The sequence below is a fragment of the Nocardioides sp. SRI_004 genome, from assembly GCF_057586415.1.
This window is the reverse complement of the sequence record NZ_JBYCZV010000034.1, coordinates 1-21898: the sequence shown is the minus strand read 5'-3', so window position 1 is coordinate 21898 and position 21898 is coordinate 1. Positions and strand designations below refer to the sequence as shown.

The 21898-nt window shown below is 72.5% G+C and carries 21 protein-coding genes and 1 pseudogene; 10 read left to right on the top strand and 12 right to left on the bottom strand.

Annotated elements, in window-relative coordinates; all coding sequences use genetic code 11:
* Window positions 1-908 (bottom strand): serine/threonine-protein kinase (locus AC2YHB_RS25520; RefSeq protein ID WP_487354865.1); only part of this gene is annotated, 908 nt, incomplete at its 3' end.
* 57 nt (window positions 909-965) lie between these two features.
* On the bottom strand, window positions 966-2177 hold the full coding sequence (locus AC2YHB_RS25515) for a pyridoxal phosphate-dependent aminotransferase (RefSeq protein ID WP_487354864.1): 1212 nt from the start codon (window positions 2175-2177) through the stop codon (window positions 966-968).
* A 34-nt stretch (window positions 2178-2211) separates the two neighbouring features.
* Here AC2YHB_RS25515 and pyrE point away from each other — a divergent pair, with 34 nt between their 5' ends.
* Window positions 2212-2757: an orotate phosphoribosyltransferase gene (gene pyrE, locus AC2YHB_RS25510; protein WP_036548718.1), complete on the top strand. Its 546-nt coding sequence runs from the start codon at window positions 2212-2214 to the stop codon at window positions 2755-2757.
* Window positions 2758-2877: 120 nt separating this feature from the next.
* Here the strand turns inward: pyrE and AC2YHB_RS25505 are convergent, their stop codons facing one another.
* Complete coding sequence (locus AC2YHB_RS25505) at window positions 2878-3315, bottom strand: VOC family protein (protein ID WP_036548716.1); 438 nt, start codon at window positions 3313-3315, stop codon at window positions 2878-2880.
* A 68-nt stretch (window positions 3316-3383) separates the two neighbouring features.
* Complete coding sequence (locus tag AC2YHB_RS25500) at window positions 3384-4127, bottom strand: DedA family protein (RefSeq protein ID WP_487354863.1); 744 nt, start codon at window positions 4125-4127, stop codon at window positions 3384-3386.
* A gap of 85 nt (window positions 4128-4212) precedes the next feature.
* Here AC2YHB_RS25500 and AC2YHB_RS25495 point away from each other — a divergent pair, with 85 nt between their 5' ends.
* Both AC2YHB_RS25495 and AC2YHB_RS25490 read left to right on the top strand, forming a co-directional pair.
* Window positions 4213-4860, top strand: a complete 648-nt coding sequence (locus AC2YHB_RS25495; RefSeq protein WP_207011393.1) for a TrmH family RNA methyltransferase — start codon at window positions 4213-4215, stop codon at window positions 4858-4860.
* Window positions 4857-5996, top strand: a complete 1140-nt coding sequence (locus AC2YHB_RS25490) for an FUSC family protein (protein ID WP_487354862.1) — start codon at window positions 4857-4859, stop codon at window positions 5994-5996. Before AC2YHB_RS25495 ends, AC2YHB_RS25490 begins: the two co-directional genes overlap by 4 nt.
* Here AC2YHB_RS25490 and AC2YHB_RS25485 read toward each other — a convergent pair.
* Window positions 5966-6364: pseudogene (locus AC2YHB_RS25485) on the bottom strand (sigma-70 family RNA polymerase sigma factor); the annotation flags it as partial. The gene AC2YHB_RS25490 and the pseudogene AC2YHB_RS25485 sit on opposite strands and share 31 nt — an antisense overlap.
* Window positions 6361-7212: a hypothetical protein gene (locus AC2YHB_RS25480; protein ID WP_179648122.1), complete on the bottom strand. Its 852-nt coding sequence runs from the start codon at window positions 7210-7212 to the stop codon at window positions 6361-6363. The gene AC2YHB_RS25480 and the pseudogene AC2YHB_RS25485, both read right to left, overlap by 4 nt.
* A 129-nt stretch (window positions 7213-7341) precedes the next feature.
* On the opposite strand from AC2YHB_RS25480, the gene fbaA reads away from it, so the two are divergent.
* From fbaA to AC2YHB_RS25465, 3 genes are all read left to right on the top strand, one after another.
* The gene (gene fbaA / locus AC2YHB_RS25475) at window positions 7342-8373 is read left to right on the top strand and encodes a class II fructose-bisphosphate aldolase (protein WP_179648121.1); all 1032 of its coding nucleotides are present in this window, start codon (window positions 7342-7344) and stop codon (window positions 8371-8373) included.
* Between the two features lie 2 nt (window positions 8374-8375).
* Window positions 8376-9665 (top strand): threonine ammonia-lyase IlvA, encoded by a 1290-nt coding sequence (gene ilvA, locus AC2YHB_RS25470; RefSeq protein WP_179648120.1) that lies wholly within the window; start codon window positions 8376-8378, stop codon window positions 9663-9665.
* Between the two features lie 187 nt (window positions 9666-9852).
* The gene (locus AC2YHB_RS25465; protein ID WP_179648119.1) at window positions 9853-10026 is read left to right on the top strand and encodes a hypothetical protein; all 174 of its coding nucleotides are present in this window, start codon (window positions 9853-9855) and stop codon (window positions 10024-10026) included.
* An 83-nt stretch (window positions 10027-10109) separates the two neighbouring features.
* Here AC2YHB_RS25465 and AC2YHB_RS25460 read toward each other — a convergent pair whose 3' ends face one another.
* Window positions 10110-10442 carry a winged helix-turn-helix domain-containing protein gene (locus tag AC2YHB_RS25460; protein WP_257026824.1) on the bottom strand — a complete coding sequence of 111 codons (333 nt, stop codon included), beginning with the start codon at window positions 10440-10442 and terminating at the stop codon, window positions 10110-10112.
* A gap of 6 nt (window positions 10443-10448) precedes the next feature.
* Complete coding sequence (locus AC2YHB_RS25455; protein ID WP_179648117.1) at window positions 10449-10871, bottom strand: DUF3151 domain-containing protein; 423 nt, start codon at window positions 10869-10871, stop codon at window positions 10449-10451.
* 57 nt (window positions 10872-10928) lie between these two features.
* Here AC2YHB_RS25455 and AC2YHB_RS25450 point away from each other — a divergent pair, with 57 nt between their 5' ends.
* The gene (locus AC2YHB_RS25450) at window positions 10929-12443 is read left to right on the top strand and encodes a DHA2 family efflux MFS transporter permease subunit (RefSeq protein ID WP_308645498.1); all 1515 of its coding nucleotides are present in this window, start codon (window positions 10929-10931) and stop codon (window positions 12441-12443) included.
* A 79-nt stretch (window positions 12444-12522) separates the two neighbouring features.
* Here AC2YHB_RS25450 and lysS read toward each other — a convergent pair whose 3' ends face one another.
* Both lysS and AC2YHB_RS25440 read right to left on the bottom strand, forming a co-directional pair.
* A complete protein-coding gene (lysS, locus tag AC2YHB_RS25445; RefSeq protein WP_036549530.1) occupies window positions 12523-14208 on the bottom strand; it encodes a lysine--tRNA ligase in 1686 nt (561 codons plus the stop codon).
* 22 nt (window positions 14209-14230) lie between these two features.
* A complete protein-coding gene (locus tag AC2YHB_RS25440) occupies window positions 14231-15154 on the bottom strand; it encodes a diacylglycerol/lipid kinase family protein (RefSeq protein ID WP_308645497.1) in 924 nt (307 codons plus the stop codon).
* A gap of 24 nt (window positions 15155-15178) precedes the next feature.
* On the opposite strand from AC2YHB_RS25440, the gene AC2YHB_RS25435 reads away from it, so the two are divergent.
* Window positions 15179-16627 carry a carboxyl transferase domain-containing protein gene (locus AC2YHB_RS25435; protein WP_179648115.1) on the top strand — a complete coding sequence of 483 codons (1449 nt, stop codon included), beginning with the start codon at window positions 15179-15181 and terminating at the stop codon, window positions 16625-16627.
* A gap of 94 nt (window positions 16628-16721) precedes the next feature.
* Here AC2YHB_RS25435 and AC2YHB_RS25430 read toward each other — a convergent pair whose 3' ends face one another.
* A complete protein-coding gene (locus AC2YHB_RS25430) occupies window positions 16722-17096 on the bottom strand; it encodes a nuclear transport factor 2 family protein (protein WP_036548695.1) in 375 nt (124 codons plus the stop codon).
* A gap of 238 nt (window positions 17097-17334) precedes the next feature.
* Here AC2YHB_RS25430 and AC2YHB_RS25425 point away from each other — a divergent pair, with 238 nt between their 5' ends.
* Entirely contained in the window at window positions 17335-18618 is a 1284-nt protein-coding gene (locus AC2YHB_RS25425; RefSeq protein WP_179648114.1) for an adenylosuccinate synthase, read from the top strand.
* A 106-nt stretch (window positions 18619-18724) separates the two neighbouring features.
* A complete protein-coding gene (locus AC2YHB_RS25420) occupies window positions 18725-20644 on the top strand; it encodes a PAS domain S-box protein (protein ID WP_308645496.1) in 1920 nt (639 codons plus the stop codon).
* Between the two features lie 6 nt (window positions 20645-20650).
* Here AC2YHB_RS25420 and AC2YHB_RS25415 read toward each other — a convergent pair.
* Window positions 20651-21898 (bottom strand): FG-GAP repeat domain-containing protein (locus AC2YHB_RS25415; RefSeq protein ID WP_487354861.1); only part of this gene is annotated, 1248 nt, incomplete at its 5' end.

The following is a 21898-nucleotide window of genomic DNA, read 5'->3' as shown; positions in this document are numbered from 1 at the left end:
AGGATGCCGACGCCGGCGTGCGGCAGCAGGGCCAGGGTCGCGCCGACGAGCGCACCGACCGAGGCGGTCGCGCCCGCCATCGCGGTACCGGTGGCCCAGTCGGGACCGAACGCGGCCGTTGCCGCGAGGTCCAGGCTGGCCAGGAAGGCCGGGGTGTTCTGGTGGCGCCAGACCGGGTCCTTGGCGAGGTCCTGCGCGCACAGCACGGCCAGGTGCTCGTGCACCCCGGCATGCAGGGCACGCAGGTCCGGCACGGGGGCCTGCACGTGCAGGAGTGCGGTCGCGACGGGGTTCGGGCCGACGTACGGCGGCCGGCCCGCGAGCAGCTCGAAGAGGGTGGCCGCGACGGCGTACAGGTCCGAGCGCAGGTCGATGTGCTGGCCCAGCACCACCTCGGGCGCCAGGTAGGCGGGCGTGCCGATCCACGTGTCCGGTCCGCCGAGGACCCGCGGCGGACCGGCGATGCCGAAGTCGATGAGCCGGGAGCTGCCGGAGCGGTCGAGCAGGATGTTCTCGGGCTTGAGGTCGGCATGGACCAGGCCGGCGGCGTGGACGGCCGCGAGCCCGCGCAGCGCCCCGCTGAGGACCGACAGCGCCTGCGGCCCGGTCAGAGGACCCTGCCGGTCGAGCACCTGCCGCAGCGAGGCGCCCTCGACGTAGTCGGTGACGATCGCCGCGAGCCCCGGCTGGTCGATGACGTCGCGCACCCGGACGACGTGCGGGCTGGCCACGGACAGCAGGGCGGCGACCTCCTGGCGGAACATCGCCCGCCGGTCGTCGTGGTCGGGCCAGTCGAGGACCTTGACCGCGACCTGTTCACCCGTGGCGGGGTCGGTCGCGAGGTAGACCGTCCCGAAGCCGCCGGCCCCGAGGGTCGCCGTGAGGGTGTACCTGCCGACCTGCTGCACCGCTGCCGCCTTCCACCCGAGAGGTCTCCGTCGTGTCCTTGCCCGCAGCGGGGTGGTTCAGGCCGTGAGGTCGGCGGCCGCGAGCCGGCGTACCGCCTCGTCGATCACCTCGGGGCGCTTGCAGAACGCCCAGCGCACCAGGTGCCGCCCCGCGCCGGGACCGTTCGGGTCGTCGTAGAAGACCTCCGACGGGATCGCGACCACCCCCGCCCGCTCGGGCAGTGCCCGGCAGAAGTCGCCCCCGCTGCGCCAACCGAGCGCGCTGACGTCGGTGGTGGCGAAGTACGTCCCCTCCGGCGTGTACGACGTCAGGCCGGCCTCGCGCAGCCCGCCGACCAGCTGGTCGCGCCGGTCGCGCAGGTCGGCCGCGAGCCGGACGGGGAACTCGTGCTGCTCGTCCAGCGCGGCGGCCACGGCGGGCTGCAGCGGGGCGCCGGAGGTGAAGGTCAGCCACTGCTTCGCGGCCGTCACGGCGCCGACCAGCTCGGCCGGTCCGGTCGCCCAGCCCACCTTCCAACCGGTGACCGAGAACGACTTCCCCGCGCTCGACAGGGTGAGCGTCCGCTCCGCCATGCCCGGCAGGGTCGAGATCGGCACGTGGCGGTGGTCGTCGAAGGTGAGGTGCTCGTAGACCTCGTCGGTCACCACGAGCACGTCGTGCTGCTGCGCGATCCGCGCGACCGCGGCCAGCTCGTCGGCGTCGAGCACGCGGCCGGTCGGGTTGTGCGGGGTGTTGAGCAGGATCAGCTTGGTCCGCGGTCCCACGGCGGCCTCGAGCTCGGCGGGGTCGAGGCGGAAGTCGGGCGCGCGGAGGGTCACCGGGCGTCGTACCCCACCGGCGAAGTCGATCATGGCGGTGTAGGAGTCGTAGTACGGCTCGAGGACGACGACCTCGTCGCCGGGGTCGACCAGGCCGAGCAGCGCCCCCGCGATCGCCTCGGTGCAGCCGGTGGTCACCACGACCTGCCGGTTGGGGTCGAGCTCGATGCCGTAGTTGCGCTGCTGGTGGCGAGCGATGGCCTGCCGGAGGACGGGGACGCCGATGCCCGGGGCGTACTGGTTGGCGCCGCCGTGCAGGGCCGCGGATGCGGCGTCGAGCAGCGCCGGCGGACCGTCGGTGTCGGGGAAGCCCTGGCCGAGGTTGACGGACCCGGTGCGGACCGCGAGGGCGGACATCTCGGCGAAGATCGTCTCGCCCATGCCGGCGACGCGACGGGCTGCGGCACGGGCTGCGGGATGGGCTGCGGGACGGGCTGCTGGAGGGGCCACGGTCCGAACCTACCGATCCCGATAGCCTCTGCGTGTGACGACCACGGACTCCGCCCTCGCCGCCGACATCGACGCCACCTGCCGCCTGACGGGCGAGTTCACGCTCCGCTCGGGCCAGGTCAGCAACGAGTACTTCGACAAGTACCTCTTCGAGGCCGACCCGCAGCTGCTCGCCCGCGTGGCCCGCGAGGTCGCCCAGCTGCTGCCCGGCGACGCCGAGCTGCTCGGCGGCCTGGAGATGGGCGGCATCCCGATCGCGACGGCCGTCAGCCAGCTGGTCGGCATCCCGGTCGTCTTCGTGCGCAAGAAGGCCAAGGAGTACGGCACCGCCAAGCTTGCCGAGGGCCCGGCCTTCGACGGCAGGAGGATCGTGCTGATCGAGGACGTCATCACCACCGGCGGCGCGGTGCGCGACGCGACGAACGCGCTGCGCTCCGCCGGCGCGATCGTCGAGACCGTCGTGTGCGCCATCGACCGCAGCCCGGCGGGGGAGAACCCGCTCGCCGACGTGGAGCTCGAGGTCCGCGCGGTGCTGACCAAGGCCGAGCTCGACGCGGCGCGGGCGGCTGCCCAGGCCTGACGAGGTCACACGAAGCACACCTGTCACACCGGGAGGGCAATGCCTGCACTTGTCGGGCGTTGCAACCCCTGACAAGTGCAGGAATCCCCGGTCGACCGGGGATTCATGCAGCCCCTCAGCTCACCCCGCCTGAGCCCCGCCGATGTTGACCAGCCAGTCGACGCCGTACTTGTCCCTCAGCATGCCGAAGCTGTCGCCCCACGCCGCCTGCTCGAGCGGCTGCATGACGGTGGCGCCGTCGGAGAGGCCCTCCCACCAGCTGCGGAGGGTGTCACCGTCCTCGGCCGGGCCGCTGATGCTGACCTGCTGGGTCTGCGGCTCGCCGGGCACGTGCTTGGGGTGGTCGGCGCCCATGAGGAGCACGGAGTCGGACACGGACAGCGCCGCGTGCATGACCCAGTCGCTCTCGCCCTCGGCCGCGGCGACCTCCGCCGCGGTGCCGCCCATGTCGGCGAAGGTCATCACGTTGAGCTCGCCGCCGAGGACGGACTGGTAGAACTCCATCGCCTCGCGGGCCTGGCCGCGCCAGTTGATGTAGGGGTTGAGGTTGATAGCCACGGTGCGCTCCTGGTCGGTCGGGGTGGAAGGTGCTTGCCGAACCTAGTGACCCCCGCCGACGGCAGGACTCATCGCTCCTCGACGACCGTCCCCTCCGCGGGCTGGGGGATCGCCTTGCGGCCCTTGGCGCCGGGGCGCTTGTGGCGCCACCACTCCCACGCGAGCGGGATGGCGGAGAAGAGGAGGATGGCGATGGTGACGTAGTCGATGTTCTCGCCGAGCTTGGGGAAGGCCGCACCCAGGAAGTAGCCGAGCAGCGTGATGGAGATGACCCAGAGCACCGCGCCGATCGCGCTCCACACGAAGAAGCGACGGCGCTCCATCAGCGTGACGCCGGCGACGACGGTGATGTAGGTCCGCACGAAGGGCACGAACCGGCCGATCACGAGCGCCTTGTTGCCGTGCTTGTCGAAGAAGGCGCTGGTGTTGTCGAAGTACTTCTTCTTCAGGACCCGGCCGTCGCGCTCGTACAACGGGGGCCCGATCTTGCGACCGATCTCGTAGCCCGCCACGTTGCCCGCGAAGCCCGCCACGATCAGCAGCGCGATCGCGATGAACAGCTCCACCGGCTCGTTCGAGATGCCGATGACGGAGTAGCCGGTCTTGTTGCTCCCGGCGATCAGCAGGCCGAGCGCGAACAGCAGCGTGTCGCCCGGCAGGAACGGGAAGAACAGGCCGCACTCGACGAACACGATGGCCAGCGCGACCCAGATGAACGCGCTTCCGTATTCCTGCTGCAGCCAGTGGGGATCGAGCCACTTGATGCCCAGCAGCATCGGCACGACGAGCGGGGTCGCGACCAGCGAGTTCACGCGGCAACGCTACCTGTCGGTACCCAGCAATGTGCTCGATAGGGTCGATCCCGTGGACGAGGAGCAACGGGCGCCGTACGACCCGATGCCCCACGGGCAGCCCGAGGTGGGCGTCGGCCCCTGGCCGGGACCGTGGCCGGAGGGCCCCGGCAGCGAGGTGTACGACGAGCAGCTGCTCCGTGAGGGCGACCGGCGCAATGTCGTCGACCGCTACCGGTACTGGTCGATGGAGGCCATCGTCGCCGACCTCGACACCCGGCGCCACGGCTTCCACGTGGCGATCGAGAACTGGCAGCACGACTTCAACATCGGCACGATCGTCCGCTCGGCGAACGCCTTCCTGGCGGCCGAGGTCCACATCGTCGGCAACCGCCGCTGGAACCGGCGCGGGGCGATGGTGACCGACCGCTACCAGCACGTCCGGCACCACCCGACCGTCGATGACCTGCACGCCTATCTCGCCGAGCGGCAGGTGCCGCTGCTCGGCATCGACAACCTCCCCGGGTCCGCCCACCTGGAGACGATGGAGATCCCCGAGCGGGTCTGCTTCCTCTTCGGGCAGGAGGGTCCGGGGCTCTCCGAGGCGGCGCACGCGGCATGCGACGGCACCTTCTCGATCGCCCAGTTCGGGTCGACCCGCTCGATCAACGCCTCGGCGGCCGCGGCGATCGCGATGCACTCGTGGGTGCGCCAGCACGCCGACCTGACCAGTGACGAGGCGTGGCGGGGATGACGGCCGTCGCCCGGGCACGCCACCTCGGCGGCCAGCTGGCCGACGAGCTGCGCCACGTCGGCCCACCGCCCGTCACCCGGTGGGCGGCGATCCGGGCCGGCGGCACCCTGCTCGTCGCGCTGCTCGTCCTCCACGCCGCCGACGCGATGGACCTGGGCGCCGCGGCCACCTTCGGCGCCTTCGCGGCGATCTACGGCGGCGCCGTCCCCCACCGTCGGCGCTGGCGCCAACAGGTCGCGCTCGCCGGGCTGCTCACCGGTGCCGTCGCCAGCGGCACCCTCGTCGCCACCGGCGAGGACCGCGCCTGGTGGGCGGTGCTGGCGGCGGCGGTGTGGTCGGGGATCGGTGCCGCCGCGTCGGACCGTTGGCGGTGGCGACCGCCGGGACCGGTCTTCCTCGTCTTCGCCGCGGCCACCTGCGCGTCGGTCCCGATCGAGCCGCACCGGGTCCCGCTCGCGATCGGCACCTGCCTGGCCACCGCTGCCTTCGCCGTCGGGCTCGCGGTCGTCGAGACCGCCGTGGAGGTACGCCGCGGCGACGTGCCGGACCACCCGCCGCCGCTGCCTCCGCTTCCGGCCGGCCGGCAGCGGCTGCACGCGATCCGCTGCGTGGTGGTCGTGCTCCTGTCCGGCGGGCTGATGACCGCGACGGGCATCGCCCACCCGTACTGGGCGATGGTGGCGTCCGTCGTACCGCTCGCGGCGACGACGCTGCGCCAGCAGGTCGCCCGTGGCGTGCACCGCGTCGTCGGCACCCTGCTCGGACTGGTGCTCGCCGGTCTCCTGCTGGTGCTGCCGCTGTCCGCGGTCGCCACGATCCTCGTGGTCGCCGTGCTGCAGGCCGGCACCGAGCTGGTCGTGACCCGGCACTACGGGCTCGCGCTGGTCCTCATCACCCCGCTCGCCCTGCTCGTCACCGACCTCGCCCACCCGGAGCCGCTCGGCGAGCTGCTCGGGTCGCGCTTCGTCGAGACGCTCGCCGGCGCCTCCGTCGGCCTGGCCGCGGCCTGGCTCACGCGTCGGCGGCCGCCATCGCCTCCCGCAACGCGCCGAGCCCACGCGGTGTGGCTCTTCACGGTCCCCTCCGAGATGCCGAGCTCGGCCGCCGTCTCCGTGACCGACAGCCCCAGCCAGTGACGCAGCAGCACCGTCGCCCGCTGCTGGGCGGGCAGCTGCTGGAGCGCCGCGACGAGCGAGCCGCGATCCTCGACGCCCACGCCCGCCGGTGCCGCGAGGTCCGGCAGGCGGTCGGTCGGGACCTCGCGGCGGGCCGGGCGGCGGGAGGCGTCGATCGCCGCGTTCAGCAGGACCTTGCGGGCGTAGGCGTCCTCGGTGCCGTGCCGGGTGATCCGCGGCCACGCGACGTACAGCTTGACCAGCGCGGTCTGGGTGAGGTCGTCGGCCTGGTGCCAGTCGCCGCACATGCCGTAGGCGATCCGCCGCAGCTGGTCGCGGCGACTGGTCGCGAACTCGACGTACGCCGCCTCGCGCTCCGCGCGCCTCACCGCAGTCCCTCGCTGCCGCCCTGCTCGTTGGTGGCGTACTGGTCGCGGGCGTAGGAGAGGAAGGCGGCGAGCGTCGTGATCCTCGTGTCCTTGCGGTAGGGGATCGCCTCCGTCGCACCGTCCGGCGCCTTGCGGATCGCGAGGAAGTAGGTCAGGCCGTCACGAACGACCTCGGCCACCGCCGTCGGCTCCCCGGGTCCGGCGAAGTTCTCCCCGAGGCCGGGGTCGGAGACCTGCTCGACGACCCGGACCCCGGGCAGCCCGCGGACCCGCCAGCGCTCGTCGAGGCGGACCCAGGCGCGGTCGGCGGAGCCGTCGTCCTCACGGCGCGTGAGCTGCTGCTCGGCCCACTCGCGCAGGCTCAGGCCCTGGGCGGGGAGCCGGGTCCAGCCCACGCTGCTGTCGGCCGTCGCGGCGTAGGCGTAGTACTCCGAGCCGTCGATGGAGTAGTGGAGGATCTCGGCCTCGGCGCCCGTGCTCGCGGTGAAGTGCCCCCGCTCGATCACGTCGGCGCCCTCGGGCGCATCGACCACGCCGTCCATGCCGATGCTCAGGGGCACCTGGTCCTCGCCGGCGGACGTCCCGGTGTCGCTGGTCACCGTCGCCGACGGGCTCCCCGTCGGCCCGTCGGCGGTGTGGCCGTCGCGGCCGCGGGAGGTGCCGCCGCTGTCGAAGGCGAGCGCCGCGGTGCCGCCCACGACCACCGCCACGGCGAGGCCGGCGGCGCCCACGGCGAGCCGGCGGCGTCGTACCGCGCGGCGGCCGGAGGCGAGCGTGCCGGCGACGTCGAAGGTGGGGTCGGGGGCACGGCCGAGCTCGGCGTCGAGCCGTTCGATGAGGTCCTGCATCGGGTCGCCTCCGGGTGCGTCTGGGTCGATGGTCCGTCATCGGGGGATACGCCGCCCACCACCGAACGGTTGTCACGGTAGGTTGAGAAAAGTCGACCCGCACCCGCACTGCCGCAGGAGCCCACCAGCATGCCCATCGCCACGCCCGAGAAGTACGCCGAGATGCTCGACGCCGCCAAGGCCGGCGCCTTCGCCTTCCCCGCGATCAACGTCTCCTCGTCCCAGACGCTCAACGCGGCCCTCAAGGGCTTCGCGGACGCCGGGGCCGACGGCATCATCCAGATCTCGACCGGTGGTGCGGAGTACCTCTCCGGCCCGACCGTGAAGGACATGGTCACTGGCTCCGTCGCGTTCGCCGCGTACGCCGCCGAGGTCGCCAAGAGCTACCCCGTCAACATCGCGCTGCACACCGACCACTGCCCGAAGGACAAGCTCGACGGCTTCGTCCGCCCGCTGCTCGACATCTCCGCCGAGCGCGTCGCGCGCGGCGAGGCGCCGCTGTTCCAGTCGCACATGTGGGACGGCTCCGCCGTACCGCTCGACGAGAACCTGCAGATCGCCGAGGAGCTGCTCGCGAAGGCCGCCGCTGCCCGGATCATCCTCGAGATCGAGGTCGGCGTCGTCGGCGGCGAGGAGGACGGTGTCGACGGTGGCATGGGCGAGCACCTCTACACGACCCCCGAGGACGCCCTGGCGACGGTGCGCGCGCTCGGCGTCGGCGAGAACGGCCGCTACCTCACCGCGCTGACCTTCGGCAACGTCCACGGCGTCTACAAGCCGGGCAACGTCAAGCTGCGCCCGGAGATCCTGCGCGACGCGCAGGCGGCGGTCGTCAAGGAGCTCGGCCTGCCCGAGGGCTCGAAGCCGTTCGACCTGGTCTTCCACGGTGGCTCCGGCTCGACGGCCGAGGAGATCGGTGCGGCGGTCGACTACGGCGTGGTGAAGATGAACGTCGACACCGACACCCAGTACGCCTTCACCCGCCCGGTGGCGGCCCACATGTTCAGCAACTACGACGGCGTCCTCAAGGTCGACGGCGAGGTCGGCAACAAGAAGGCCTACGACCCCCGTGCCTGGGGCAAGGCGGCCGAGGCGGGCATGGCCGCGCGCGTCGTCGAGGCGTGCGAGAACCTCCGCTCGGCCGGGAAGACCGTCGGCTGACGGTGGCTGAAGCGTCCCTCCCCACCACCGCGGACGTCGACCGCGCGGCCGGGCTGCTGGCGTCGGTGGTGCCGCCGACCCCGCTGCAGCGCGCCGACCGGCTCTCGGCCCTGACCGGGCTGGACGTCTGGCTCAAGCGTGAGGACCTCACGCCGGTCCGCTCCTACAAGGCCCGCGGCGCCTACACCGTGCTCGCCGGGCTGACCGACGAGGAGCGGGCCCGCGGCGTGACCTGCGCGAGCGCAGGCAACCACGCCCAGGGCGTCGCCTTCGCCTGCGCCCGCGCGGGCGTGCACGCGACGATCTTCCTGCCGCGCACGACGCCGCGCCAGAAGCGCGACCGGGTGGCGGCCCTCGGTGGTGAGCAGGTCGAGGTGGTCATCGCCGGCGAGGCGTACGACGACGCGGCCGTCGCCGCCGCCGACTTCGCCGCCGCCTCCGGCGCGACCGTGATCCCGGCGTTCGACCACCCCGGGATCATCGCCGGCCAGGGGACGGTGGCCGCCGAGATCCTCGCCCAGTCCGCTGCGCTCGGCTGGCAGCCCGACGCCCTCGTCCTGCCGGTCGGTGGCGCGGGCCTGATCGCCGGCTGCCTGACCGTCCTCGCGGAGCGGGTGCCGGGCGTCAAGGTCATCGCGGCCGAGCCGTCCGGCGCCGCCTCCCTCGCCGCCGCCCTGGCCGCCGGAGGGCCCGTCGAGCTCGAGTCCGTGGACCCGTTCGTCGACGGTGCCGCCGTACGACGGGTGGGGGACCTGACCTACGAGGCCGTCTCCGGCGCCCGCTCGTCCGTCGACCTGTCGCTCGCGGCGGTCCCCGAGGGCCTGATCTGCGTCGAGATGCTCGCGCTCTACCAGGTCGACGGCATCATCGCGGAGCCCGCCGGAGCGCTCGCCGCGTCCGCGCTGCGCCTCGACGAGACGCGGGCCGGCCTCGAGCCCGGCAGCAAGGTCGTCGCGGTCGTCTCCGGCGGCAACAACGACGTCTCGCGCTACGCCGACATCGTCGAGCGGGCGCTGGTCCACGAGGGCCTCAAGCACTACTTCCTGATCGAGTTCCCGCAGGAGCCGGGCGCGCTGCGTCGCTTCCTCGACGACGTGCTCGGCCCGGACGACGACATCACGCTCTTCGAGTACACCAAGCGCAACAACCGGGAGACCGGGCCCGCGCTGGTCGGCCTCGAGATGCAGCACCGCGACGACCTCGCCGGACTGCTGGAGCGGATGGAGGCCTCGCGGCTGCGGGTCCAGAAGGTGCCGCCGGACAGCCCGCTGTTCGGGTTCATCCTCGACTGATCGGCTCCGGCTCCTGCTCCGGTGGGTCATGCCCGGACCCGCCGACCGGCAGATCGGCAGGCCGACCGGCCGACAGACCGGCCGTGACCGGTTCCGAGAACGCGTCCCGGGAGATTCCTCCGAAATCGCGTGATGAACGCGCCCCGGTCCCGTCCGGTGGTGTGTACGTCTCGGACAAGGAGATCCCATGCGGACCACCCCACTGACCCACAAGCACCGCGCCACCGAGCCCGTCCCGGTGGGCGAACGGCCCGATGCCACCCGCGCCCACCGCGCCGCGCGGACCAACGACCTGCCCATCGCCGCGATCCTCGGCATCATCCTGGTGCTGCTGGCGGTGTACTTCACCGTGCGGGGCTGACGTGCGCCTCTGGCTGACCTCGCTGGCCGCCGTGGTCGACGCCCTGGTGGTCGACCCGCTGCGGCGGTCGCGCCGACGCTGACTCAGCGGCCCCGGGGCCACCACCAGCGCCGCGGTCGCTCGTGCTCGGGCGCGAGCGCGTCCCGCGGCTCGACCAGCCGGCCGCGCTGCACCCGGCCGACGATCCGGTAGCGGGTCGCCGGGTCGAGCTCGCGCGCCTGCTCCCACATCGGCTCGGCGCCGGGCTCCCGGGTCGGCCGGACCAGCCCCGCCCGCTCGAGGCGGCGCAGGTGCGTGCGGACCGACGACGGCACGATCCCAGCCTCGTCGGACAGCTGGGCGACCGTCTTGGGTGGGTCCACCGCGAGGTAGACCCACCACACCCGGGGACCCAGACGAGGCAGGTCCCCGGGCATCGGGAGTCAGCCCAGGAGCTCGTCGTACGCCGTCGGGCTGGAGTCGCGCAGGAACGCGGAGCAGCGCTCCCACTCGTCGGTCTCGCCGATCGCGCGCGCCGCGAGGGCGAGCAGGGCGAGGGCACGCAGGAAGCCGCGGTTGGGCTCGTGCTCCCACGGCACGGGACCGTTGCCCTTCCAGCCGTTGCGGCGCAGCAGGTCCAGCGAGCGGTGGTAGCCGACGCGGGAGTAGGCGTAGACGGTCACGTCGTCGGCGCCCTGGTCGCGGGCCTGCTCGGCGAGGGTCGCCCAGGCGACGGGCGAGGACGGGAGGCGGCGTACGACGGCAGCGGGCGTCTCCCCGGCCGCGAGCAGCTCGGCGGCGGGGTCGACGGGCAGGTGGGTGGGCGGGGGGCCGGCCATGAGGTCGGCGCCGGGCGTGATGCTCATGGAGCCATTGTGTCCCCCGGGGAAGACGATGTCGGCGCGCGGGTGTTGACTCGGATCGTGACCCAGAGCGCGCCCCCGCAGACCAGCACCCCCACCGAGGGGTCGACCCCGTGGCCGGCCCTGTGGGCCCTCGTCATCGGGTTCTTCATGATCCTGGTCGACCTGACGATCGTGACCGTCGCGACGCCGACGATCATCGAGGACCTCGACGCGTCGGTCAACGACGTCGTCTGGGTCACCAGCGCCTACATGCTCGCCTACGCCGTGCCCGTCCTCATCACGGGACGGCTCGGCGACCGGTTCGGCTCGAAGTACCTCTACCTCGCCGGCCTCACCGTCTTCACCCTGGCCTCGCTGTGGTGCGGCCTGACCACGACGGTCGAGGCGCTGATTGTCGCCCGGGTCGTGCAGGGCTTCGGTGCGTCGATGATGACGCCGCAGACGATGGCGATCATCACCCGGATCTTCCCGCCCGCGCAGCGCGGCAGCGCGATGGCCGTCTGGGGCGCCACCGCGGGTGTCGCGATGGTGGTCGGCCCGATCCTCGGCGGCGTGCTCACCGACGGCCTCGGCTGGGAGTGGATCTTCTTCGTCAACATCCCCGTCGGCGTCCTCGCCTTCGTCATGGCGTGGCGACTGGTGCCGGCGCTGCCGACGCATGCGCACAAGTTCGACTGGCTGGGCGTCGCGCTCTCCGGAGCCGCCATGTTCCTGCTCTGCTTCGGCATCCAGGAGGGCCACCAGGAGGACTGGGCCGGATGGATCATCGCGATGATCACCGGTGGCGCCGTCCTGCTCGCGGCCTTCATCCTGTGGCAGCGGTTCAACCGCGCCGAGCCGCTGGTCCCGCTGAGCCTGTTCAAGGACCGCAACTTCTCCGTGTCCAACGTCGCGATCGCCTGCATGGGCTCGATCGCGGCGGCCTTCGGCTTCCCGCTGATGCTCTACGCCCAGGCCGTCCGCGGCTACTCGCCGACCCAGGCGGCGCTGCTCATGCTGCCGATGGCCGTGATGTCGATCTTCCTGGCCCAGCCGGTCGGCAAGCTGACCGACCGCCTCCACCCCCGCATCGTCACCGGGTTTGGCTTCGCGGTCAGCCTCGTCGGCTTCCTGCTCCTGCTCTGGCGGCTCGAGCCCGACGTCGCGATCTGGGAGCTGGGTGTCGCGATGGCCGTGATCGGCATCGGCAACGCCTGCATCTGGGCGCCGACCGCCGCCACCGCCAACCGCAACCTGCCGATGAGCCTCGCCGGCGCCGGTGCGGGCGTCTACAACGCCACCCGCCAGGTCGGCTCCGTGCTCGGCGCCGCCGCGATCGCGGTGCTGATGGACAGCCGGCTCGCCCACTACCTCCCCGGCGCCGCGGCGCACGGCGACGCGGGTGCGGACAAGATCGCCGACCCGCATGCCGCCGCGCTGTTCAGCAGCGCGATGCAGGACGCGCTGTGGCTGCCCGCCGCGATGTACGCCGTCGGGCTGGTCGCCGTGCTGTTCTACGAGGCGCCGAAGCACGCGGGGTTCGGTGGGGCGCCGGCGGCGGCCGTGGCGGGAGATTCACCGGCCGGCCGGTGAAACTCCCGCGCCTGGACGACAGAACTCACGCTTGGACGACGAAACTTCGTCGTCCAAGCGTGAGTTTCTTCGTCCAGGCTCAGGGCGTCAGCAGCGCGCGCACCTTCTCCGGGCCGAGCGCCGCGAAGAGGGTGGGCAGCCGGGGACCGCGCTCGGCGGCGACGAGCAGCTCGTAGAGCAGCTTGAAGAAGGCCTTCTGGTCGGCCTTCACCTCGTCGGTCGGGGCGTCCTCGAGCGCGAGGCCCCGCGCCAGCTTCGGCACGCCGTAGATCAGCGTGGTCAGCTCGTCGGTGTCGGCGAACGAGTCGGGCAGCCGGTCGAGCAGCTGGCGCAGCCAGAGCTCCTCGTCCTCGTTCAGCCCGGCCAGGCGTGCGGCGTCCGCCGTCTCGCGGACCGTCGTACGGTCCTCCGGGTCGACATAGGACTCGATCCAGGTCGCCGCCTTGGTGAGCCGCGGCTCGAGGTCGGCCTCGCTCGCGCCGACCGTGCGCGCGGTGATCTCGCGGGACCCGGCGGTGACGTCGGCGACGGAGGACAGCATCCGGAACGGTACGACGACCGCCGGGGTCGGCAGCGTGCCGGCGCTCGACGTCGCCGAGGCGCGCTCCCACGCCAGCACGGCGGCGTCACGCTTCTCCGGGACGGCGGCCTTCTTCGTGAGGGCGTCCCACTCGTCGTACAGGCGCAGGACCTCCTGGCCGAAGTCGACGTTGAACGCCTGCTTCGGCTGACGGCGGACGTAGAGCCAGCGCAGGATCGGCGCCTCGAGGATCCGCAGCGCCTCGGCCGCCGTCGGTACGCCGCCCTTGGACGACGACATCTTCGGCATGCCGGCGACGCCGACGAACGAGTAGCCGACGAAGCTCGGGGCGGTGCCGCCGAAGATCGGGCCGACGATCTCCTTGCCGACCGTGTACGACGACCCGGGGGTCGCGTGGTCGACGCCGCCCGGCTCGAAGTGGACGCCCTCGAAGGTCCAGCGCATCGGCCAGTCGACCTTCCAGACCAGCTTGCCCTCGTCCTGCGTGGCCACGTTGGTGACGAAGGAGTCGCCGCAGACGTCGCAGGTGTAGGCGAGGTCGGTGGTCTCGTCGTCGTACGACGTCAGGGTGACGGTGTCGCGGCCGCACCCGCGGCAGTAGGGCTTGTAGGGGAACCGGGCGAGGTCCTCGCTGGCGCCGTGCCCGGTGTCCTCCTCGGCGGTCGACTCGCCCTCCTCGACCGGGTCGGCGGCCTTCTTGGTGCGGAACCGGGACATCACGGTCTCGATCTCGCCGCGCTTGCGGATCGCGGTGAGGATCTGCTCGCGGTAGGTGCCCGCGCGGTACATCTCGGTCTGGTTGACCTCGACCATGTCGCAGCCGAGGTCGGCGAGCGCGGCGCGCAGCGGCGCCTTGTAGCGCTCGGCCCAGCTCGCGAACTCGCCGGTCGGGTCGGGGACGGCCGACAGCGGCCGGCCGATGTGCTCGTTCCAGGCGGTGTCGACGCCGGCGGGCACCTTGCGGAACCGGTCGTAGTCGTCCCAGCTGTGCAGGTGGCGCACGTTGATGCCGCGACGGCGGATCTCCTCGGCGACGAAGTGCACGGTCAGGAACTCGCGCAGGTTGCCGAGGTGGATCGGCCCCGACGGGCTGATGCCGGACGCACAGGTGACCAGGTCGGGCAGCGTGCCGCCGTTGACCTGCTCGGCGTGCCGGAGCGCCAGGTCGGCCGTCCGGGTCACCCAGTCGCTGGGCTCCTGCTGGTTCTGCTGTCCTCGTGCCACGAGGCGCAAGCCTAGTGCGGCCTCAGGCAGGCACGAGCATCGTGTACGCCGCCGGGAGCACCCGCCACGTGCGCTCCCGGAACGGCCCGTCGATCTCGCCGTCGCTGTTGCAGTCGAACGGGGTGCCGGTGACCCGGACCGTGCTGCCGCGGACGATCCGTACGTCGGCGTGCTCGCCGTGCCGGCCGAACGGCAGCCGCAGCGCGTAGCCGAGCCGCGAGAGCGTGCCGACCGGGGTCGCGACGAGGACGTCGGCCTCCCCGTCGCCGGGGTCGGCGTCGGGAGTCAGCTCGGTCCCGCCGCCGACGGAGGCGCCGTTGCCGACGGCGACCATGAGCACCTTCTCGTCGAGGTCGGCGACCACCTCGCCGTCGACCTCGACGCGCACCCGCAGCGTGGGCGGGTTGAGCGCCGTCTGCACCGCGCCGATCGGGTAGCCGAGCCTGCCGAGGTTGACCTTGCCGACGCCGACCGAGCCCAGCCGCTCCTTCCAGCGCGCGCCCTTCGCGCCGGCCTCCGCGCCGGCGCCGAGGTGCACGCTGTTGACCGTGATCTCGTCCTGGTCGTCCACCACCAGGTCGATCCGTCGCTCCCGTCCCGAGGCGACCACCCCGGCCGCCTCGGCGGCATCCAGGGGCAGGCCGAGGGTGCGCGCGAAGTCGTTGCCCGTGCCCAGCGGGACCAGGCCGACCGTCGTACCGGAGAGGGCGCCGCGGCGGTGGAGGGCGGCGACCACGGCGTGGATGCTCCCGTCGCCGCCGGCCACGACCACGGTGCGGTCGCCGACGCCGCCGAGGACGTCGTCGAGCTCGTCGGGGGAGGAGGTCGCGGCGACCTCGACCGTGGCGTGCTCCCGGAGCACGGCGAGCGCTGCGTCGAGGGCCTCCTGGTCGGCCGTACCGGCGTCGGAGTTGGTGATCACGAGAAGCCCGCGGTCCGCTGTCACGTGATCACCCTATTGTTCCGCCCCATGGGGACCTCTCGCCGCTGGACCGCCCGTGAGCTGATCGCGCTCGTGCTCGACGCCGACTCCTACGAGTCGTGGGACGCGCCGATCGACCTCAGCGGCCACCCCGAGGAGTACCGCGCCGAGCTCGCCCGGGCCGCGGAGAAGGCCGGCACCGACGAGTCGGTGCTGACCGGGCGGGGCACGGTCCGCGGGCGTCCGGTCGCCTTCGTCGTCAACGAGTTCGGCTTCCTGGCCGGCTCGATCGGCATCGCCGCGGCCAACCGGATCGCCTCCGCCGTACGCCGCGCCACCGCGGAGGGCCTCCCGGTCCTGGCGAGCACGTCGTCCGGTGGCACCCGGATGCAGGAGGGCACCCGCGCGTTCGTGCAGATGGTCGAGATCTCCCGGGCGCTGATGGAGCACAAGGCCGCCGGCCTGCCCTATCTCGTCCACCTGCGCCACCCCACCACCGGCGGTGTCTACGCGTCGTGGGGCTCGCTCGGCCACGTGACCGTCGCCGAGCCCGGCGCCCTCGTCGGCTTCCTCGGTCCGAAGGTCTACGAGGCGCTCAACGGCGAGCCGTTCCCCGAGGGCGTGCAGCTGGCGGAGAACCTCGCCGCGAAGGGGGTCATCGACGCCGTCGTACCGGCCGAGGAGCTGCCCGCGCTCGTCGACCACGCCCTCGGCGTCCTCGTCGACCCGCCGTCGGCCGCAACGCTCGAGCGCCGCACTCCGGTCGCCGTCGGCACCACGCTCGGCCACCCGGTCTGGGACGACATCGAGGCGACCCGTGCCGATGGTCGGGTGGGCGTGCGCGACCTGCTCCGGTACGGCGCCAGCAGCACCCTGCGGCTCAAGGGCACCGACGAGGGCGAGCGCGACGACTCGGTCCTGGTCGCGCTCACCCGTCTCGACGGCCAGCCCTGCGTCCTGGTCGGGCAGGACCGCTCCCGGCAGAGCGCCGCGACGCCGATGGGGCCCGGCGCGCTGCGGGAGGCGCGACGGGCGATGGAGCTCGCCGAGGAGCTGCGGCTGCCGCTCGTCACCGTCGTCGACACCCCCGGCGCCGAGCTGTCGCAGGCCGCCGAGGAGGGCGCGATGGCGGGCGAGATCGCCCGCTGCATCGCCGGCCTGGTCACCCGGTCGGTACCGACGGTCTCGGTGATCCTCGGCCAGGGGTGTGGCGGGGGAGCGCTCGCGCTGCTGCCCGCCCGCACCGTTCTCGCGACCTCGCGGGGGTGGCTGTCCCCGCTGCCGCCGGAGGGCGCGAGCGTGATCGTCCACGGCGACCCGTCCCGTGCCGCGGAGATGGCCGCCCTGCAGAAGGTCGGCGCGCTCGACCTGCTGGCGAGCGGGGACGTCCACGGCGTCGTACCCGAGGAGGAGGGGGACACGCCGGAGACGCTGGCGCGGGCGGTGGTCGCAGAGGTGGCGGCGCGGCTCGGGGGAGTTTCACCGGCCGACCGGTGAAACTCCCGACCTTGGACGACAAAACTCACGCCTGGACGATGAAACTTCGTCGTCCAACCGTGAGTTTCACCGGCCGACCGGTGAAACTCCCGCCTCAGCCGACCACCATGTCCTCACCGCTCCAGAACGCCCGCATGCTGGTGATCTTCCCGTCGTCGTCGAACGTCATCACGTCGATCGGCGCCAGCGTGTACGTCGCATCGCCCGCCTTCGTGACCAGCTCGAACGCGAAGGCCGCCTCGTTGCCGGAGACCCGGGCGTGCAGCAGCTTCGAGGTCTGCTCCAGGCTGTCGAGAGCGGCGTAGAACTCGGCGATGGACTCGCGGGTGGTGCGCACCTCCGAGCCGACCGGGTCCTCGACGGTGGCGCCGTCGGCGTACAGCGCGACGACGTCGGCGGACGAGCCGGTGGCGACGAGGTCGACATAGCTCTGGATGGTCTCGAGGATGGTCTCGCGGCTGGCGCCCATGGCGTGCTCCTGCAGGTCGGGTCGGGGGTCGGGTCGGGGTCGGGTCGAAGGTAGAACGTGTTCTCGTTTCGCACGAATCTAGCCGTTCGATCGCGATTTGGTAACGTTGCGCCGCAAGAGAGCCCCGGTCCTTGCCGGGGCTTCTTGCTTGACCGACACCATCAACAACAAGTGGTGCGTTGAGCAGCCGTCCCGCCAGGAGGGACGGAGGGACTCCGTCCGTGGCGAGGAGCAACCAATGCCTGCAATCGTGATCGTCGGCGCCCAGTGGGGCGACGAGGGCAAGGGCAAGGCGACCGACCACCTGGGCAGCCAGGTCGACTACGTCGTGAAGTTCAACGGCGGCAACAACGCCGGGCACACGGTCGTCATCGGCGACCAGAAGTTCGCCCTCCACCTGCTGCCCAGCGGCATCCTGACCCCCGGCTGCACGCCGGTCATCGGCAACGGCGTCGTCGTCGACATCGACGTCCTGTTCCAGGAGATCGACGGCCTCGAGGCGCGCGGCGTCGACACCAGCAAGCTCAAGCTGTCCGCCAACGCGCACGTCATCGCCGACTACAACCGCACCATCGACAAGGTCACCGAGCGCTTCCTCGGCTCCCGCAGGATCGGTACGACGGGCCGCGGGATCGGCCCCACCTACGCCGACAAGATGAACCGGATCGGCATCCGCGTGCAGGACCTCTTCGACGAGAAGATCCTCGCCGCCAAGGTCGAGGGCGCCCTCGAGCTCAAGGGCCAGATCCTCACCAAGATCTACAACCGCCGCGCGCCGTCGGTGGAGCAGACCGTCGAGGAGCTGCTCGGCCACGCGGAGCGGCTGGCGCCGTACGTCTGCGACACGGGCCTGCTGCTCAGCCAGGCGCTCGACCGCGACGAGGTCGTCCTCATGGAGGCGGGCCAGGCGACCCTCCTCGACGTCGACCACGGCACCTACCCGTTCGTGACCTCGAGCAGCGCGATCTCGGCCGGTGCCTGCACCGGCACCGGCATCCCGCCGACCCGGATCGACCAGGTCATCGCGATCGCCAAGGCCTACACCACCCGCGTCGGCGAGGGCCCCTTCCCGACCGAGCTCCACGACGAGAACGGCGAGTTCCTCCGCAAGGCCGGCTGGGAGTACGGCACCACCACCGGACGCCCGCGTCGCTGCGGCTGGATGGACACCGTGATCACCCGGTACGCCGCCCGCGTCAACGGCGTCACCGACTTCGTCCTCACCAAGCTCGACACCCTGACCGGCCTGCCCGAGCTCCCCGTCTGCGTCGCGTACGACGTCGACGGGGTCCGCCACGACGAGATGCCGGTCAACCAGACCGACTTCCACCACGCGGTCCCGATCTACGAGAATCTCCCGGGCTGGACCGAGGACCTCTCCGGCTGCCGCAGCTTCGAGGAGCTGCCGAAGGCCGCGCAGGAGTACGTCGAGTTCGTCGAGGCGCGCTCCGGCGCGAGGATCTCGGTCGTCGGCGTCGGCCCCGAGCGGGAGCAGGCGGTCGTGCGGCACCCGCTGCGCTGACGCGGTCCGGAAAATCCATCGGATCCGAGGGGTATGTGACGCCCCGTAGTGGGCACAGGGCCTTGAGCGTGTGTGGGGCACGCAGGGACAGCGGCAGGAGGCCCGGGTGGCAGAGCGCGCGACGGTGGTGCTGGTCGACGACTCACCGGAGCTGCGGATGCTGGTCGGCGTGCGCCTGCAGGCCTCGGGCCTGTTCGACGTGGTCGGCGAGGGCGGCGACGGTGGCGAGGCGCTGATGCTCGCGCACGAGCACGAGCCCGACCTCATGCTGCTCGACACGTCGATGCCGGTGCTGGACGGCCTCGAGGCCCTTCCGCTCGTGCTCGCCGTGTCGCCCCGGACCAAGGTGGTCGTCTTCACCGGGTTCGAGGGCCGGGGCCTGGCAGAGCGCGCCCGCCACCTCGGTGCGGCCGACTTCATCGAGAAGTCGATCCCGATCGAGCAGCTCCCCGAGCGCCTGTGGCGGCACGTCGCGGACACGTTCGAGGCGGTCGCGGGCGGCGGTGCGGGCCGGGCTGCCGGCGTCGGCCGGGCCGGCGGCCTGCGCGTCGCCGGTGGCAGCGACGAGCGCGCCCTACGTGACCAGGCCGCCCTCGACGAGCACCTCGAGCGCTACCGCGAGGTCTTCCACCAGGCCGCCATCGGCATGGCGACGCTCACGCTCAACGGGACGATCGTGCGGGCCAACGACCAGCTCGCCGCGATGGTCGACCGGGAGCCGGACGACCTCGTCGGGCTCGACTACGGGGTGCTCACCCGGCAGCACGGCGACCACCTCGACGACGCGCTCCTCCGGATCGTCGAGCAGGGCGAGGACTTCGCGACCTTCGAGCACCCCCTCGTCCTCGACGACGGCGCGAGCACGCTCCGGGTGAGCCTGACGCCGATCCGCGACTCGGGTGGTGCGCCGCTCTACGTCTTCGCCCAGGTGCAGGACATCACCTCCGAGGTCGCGCTGCGGCAGAGCGAGGAGATGTTCCGGCTGCTGGTGACGACCGTGGCCGACTACGCGATCTACATGCTCGATCCCGGCGGCTGCGTCGCGAGCTGGAACGCCGGCGCGCAGCGCATCAAGGGCTACACCGAGAGCGAGATCGTCGGCCAGCACTACCGGGTGTTCTACCCGGAGGAGGACCGTCTCGACAGCCACCCCGAGCGCAACCTCGAGCTCGCCCTGCGCGACGGTTCGTACGCCGAGGAGGGCTGGCGCGTGCGCCGCGACGGCACCCGGTTCTGGGCGAGCGTGGTGATCACCGCCGTCTTCGACGACGACGGCCGGCACCGGGGCTTCGCCAAGGTCACCCGTGACCACACCGAGAAGCGCGGGCGCGAGGAGCAGCGGCGCCAGGCGATCGAGCAGCAGGCGAACCTGCTGGCGGTGACGGCGCACGAGCTGCGGACGCCGGCCGCCGTGGTCGAGGGTGCGGCGGCGCTGCTGCTCGGTGACCAGGTCGACGACCCCGCCCAGCGGGCCCAGCTCGTCGAGGCCATGGCGAGCAGCGCCCAGCGGATCCAGCGGCTCGCCGGCGACCTGCGCGCTGCGTCGGACACCCACGCCGACGCCCTGTCGCTGCAGCCGGAGCGGATGTCGCTGCGCGGAGCACTGCTGGCGGCGGCCGATCGCGCGCGGGCCGTGCACCCGCACGAGGGCGTCACCGTCGAGGTCGCGCAGGACGCGGAGCTGGTCGCGGATGCCGCGCGGGTGGGTCAGGCGCTCGACAACCTGCTCGACAACGCGGTCCGGCACGGCCGCGCCCCGGTGCACCTGACGGGCGAGCGGATCGAGTCCGGTGTCCGCGTGCTCGTCGAGGACAGCGGCCACGGCGTCGACCAGCGGCTGGAGCCCCGGCTCTTCGACCGGTACGCGCACGCCGGTCCCGCCGGTGGCGCAGGCATCGGCCTGCATCTCGTGCGCGAGATCGCCCGCAGCCACGGCGGCGACGTGACCTACCTGCCTCCCGGCGACGGACGGCGGCCGACCTTCGTGCTCGAGCTGCCGATCCAGCCCCTGCTGCCCCGGCTCTGAGGGCGATCAGCCGCCGCTCAGCATGGTCCAGTTGTCGGCGCACTGCGTGCTGCAGTCGACGGTGCTCCACAGCTGGGGGTCGCCGAACGCGGTGCCGTCCGAGAGCATCACCCACAGCTGCAGCGCGCGTTCCTCGTCCTTGGCCTCCTTGCCGTTCGGGCCGAGGGCCTCCACGAACTGCACGACGTCGGCCTTGCCGTCGCCGTTGACGTCGCTGATGCCGAGGCGCAGCGCGATGCCCTGGACGTTCTTGGCCGGATCCTTGAGCTCGGTCTCCGAGAGGTTGCGCCACCACTGGCGCTGGGGGATCTCGTCGCCGTCCAGCTCGTAGGTGTGGAGGCGGCCGCCGAGGTCGTAGGCGCCGCCGCCGAGCGGGATGATGCCGACCGCCACGATCTCGTCACGTCCGTCGCCGTCGACGTCGCCGATCATCCACGGTGCGATGCCCGGGTTGACCTTCGGGTCGGTGAACTCCCGTTCCTTCGCCAGCTGCTCGAACCCGTCGCGGGTCTCGTTGGCCGTGAGCATGTCGATGCGGCCGCGGACGGGCTCCTCGTCCTCCTCGGCATCGGTCCAGAGCAGGACCTCGTCGTCGCCGTCGCCGTCCATGTCGCCCGTCCACAGCCAGGTGCCGAAGCCGCTGGCCTCGGCGTGCGGCGAGCGGTACCACTGCGACGGCGGCTCGAACTCCTTGTCCCCGGCAAGTGACACGTGGACCCCCACCCCGCCCTCGGTGTCGCCGAGGAGGACCAGGTCGTCGAGGCCGTCGCCGTCGACGTCGCCCAGCACGGCGGAGGCGCGGCTGATCTCCCACGCCGGGTCGAGCGTCAGTCGGCTGGTCCAGGGGTCGCCCTCGGCAGGCTGCACCGTGGCGGTGAGCACGTCGTCCTCCTCGTCGACCCACACCACGTCCTCCCGGGCGTCGCCGTCGACGTCGCCCACCGTGGTGATGAAGCTCGGTGCGGCGGGGAGCGCCCGGACGGGCGTGCCGAACTGCTTGCCGTTCGACGGGACGGTGTAGACCGCGGACGGGGGCTCCAGCCCGTCGCGTGCCTGGGTGAGGACGACATCGCCGTAGCCGTCGCCGTTGCGGTCGCCGAAGGTCCCCGCGGGCTTTTCCTTGGCGGCCTCGTCGCCGTCCGCCCCGTCGTCGTCCCCGCGCAGCAGCGCCCAGGCGATGCCGCCGATGACGAGTGCGAGCACCACGACGCCGACCCCGATCAACAGGCCGGCGCGCCGCCTGTGGGGGCTGCG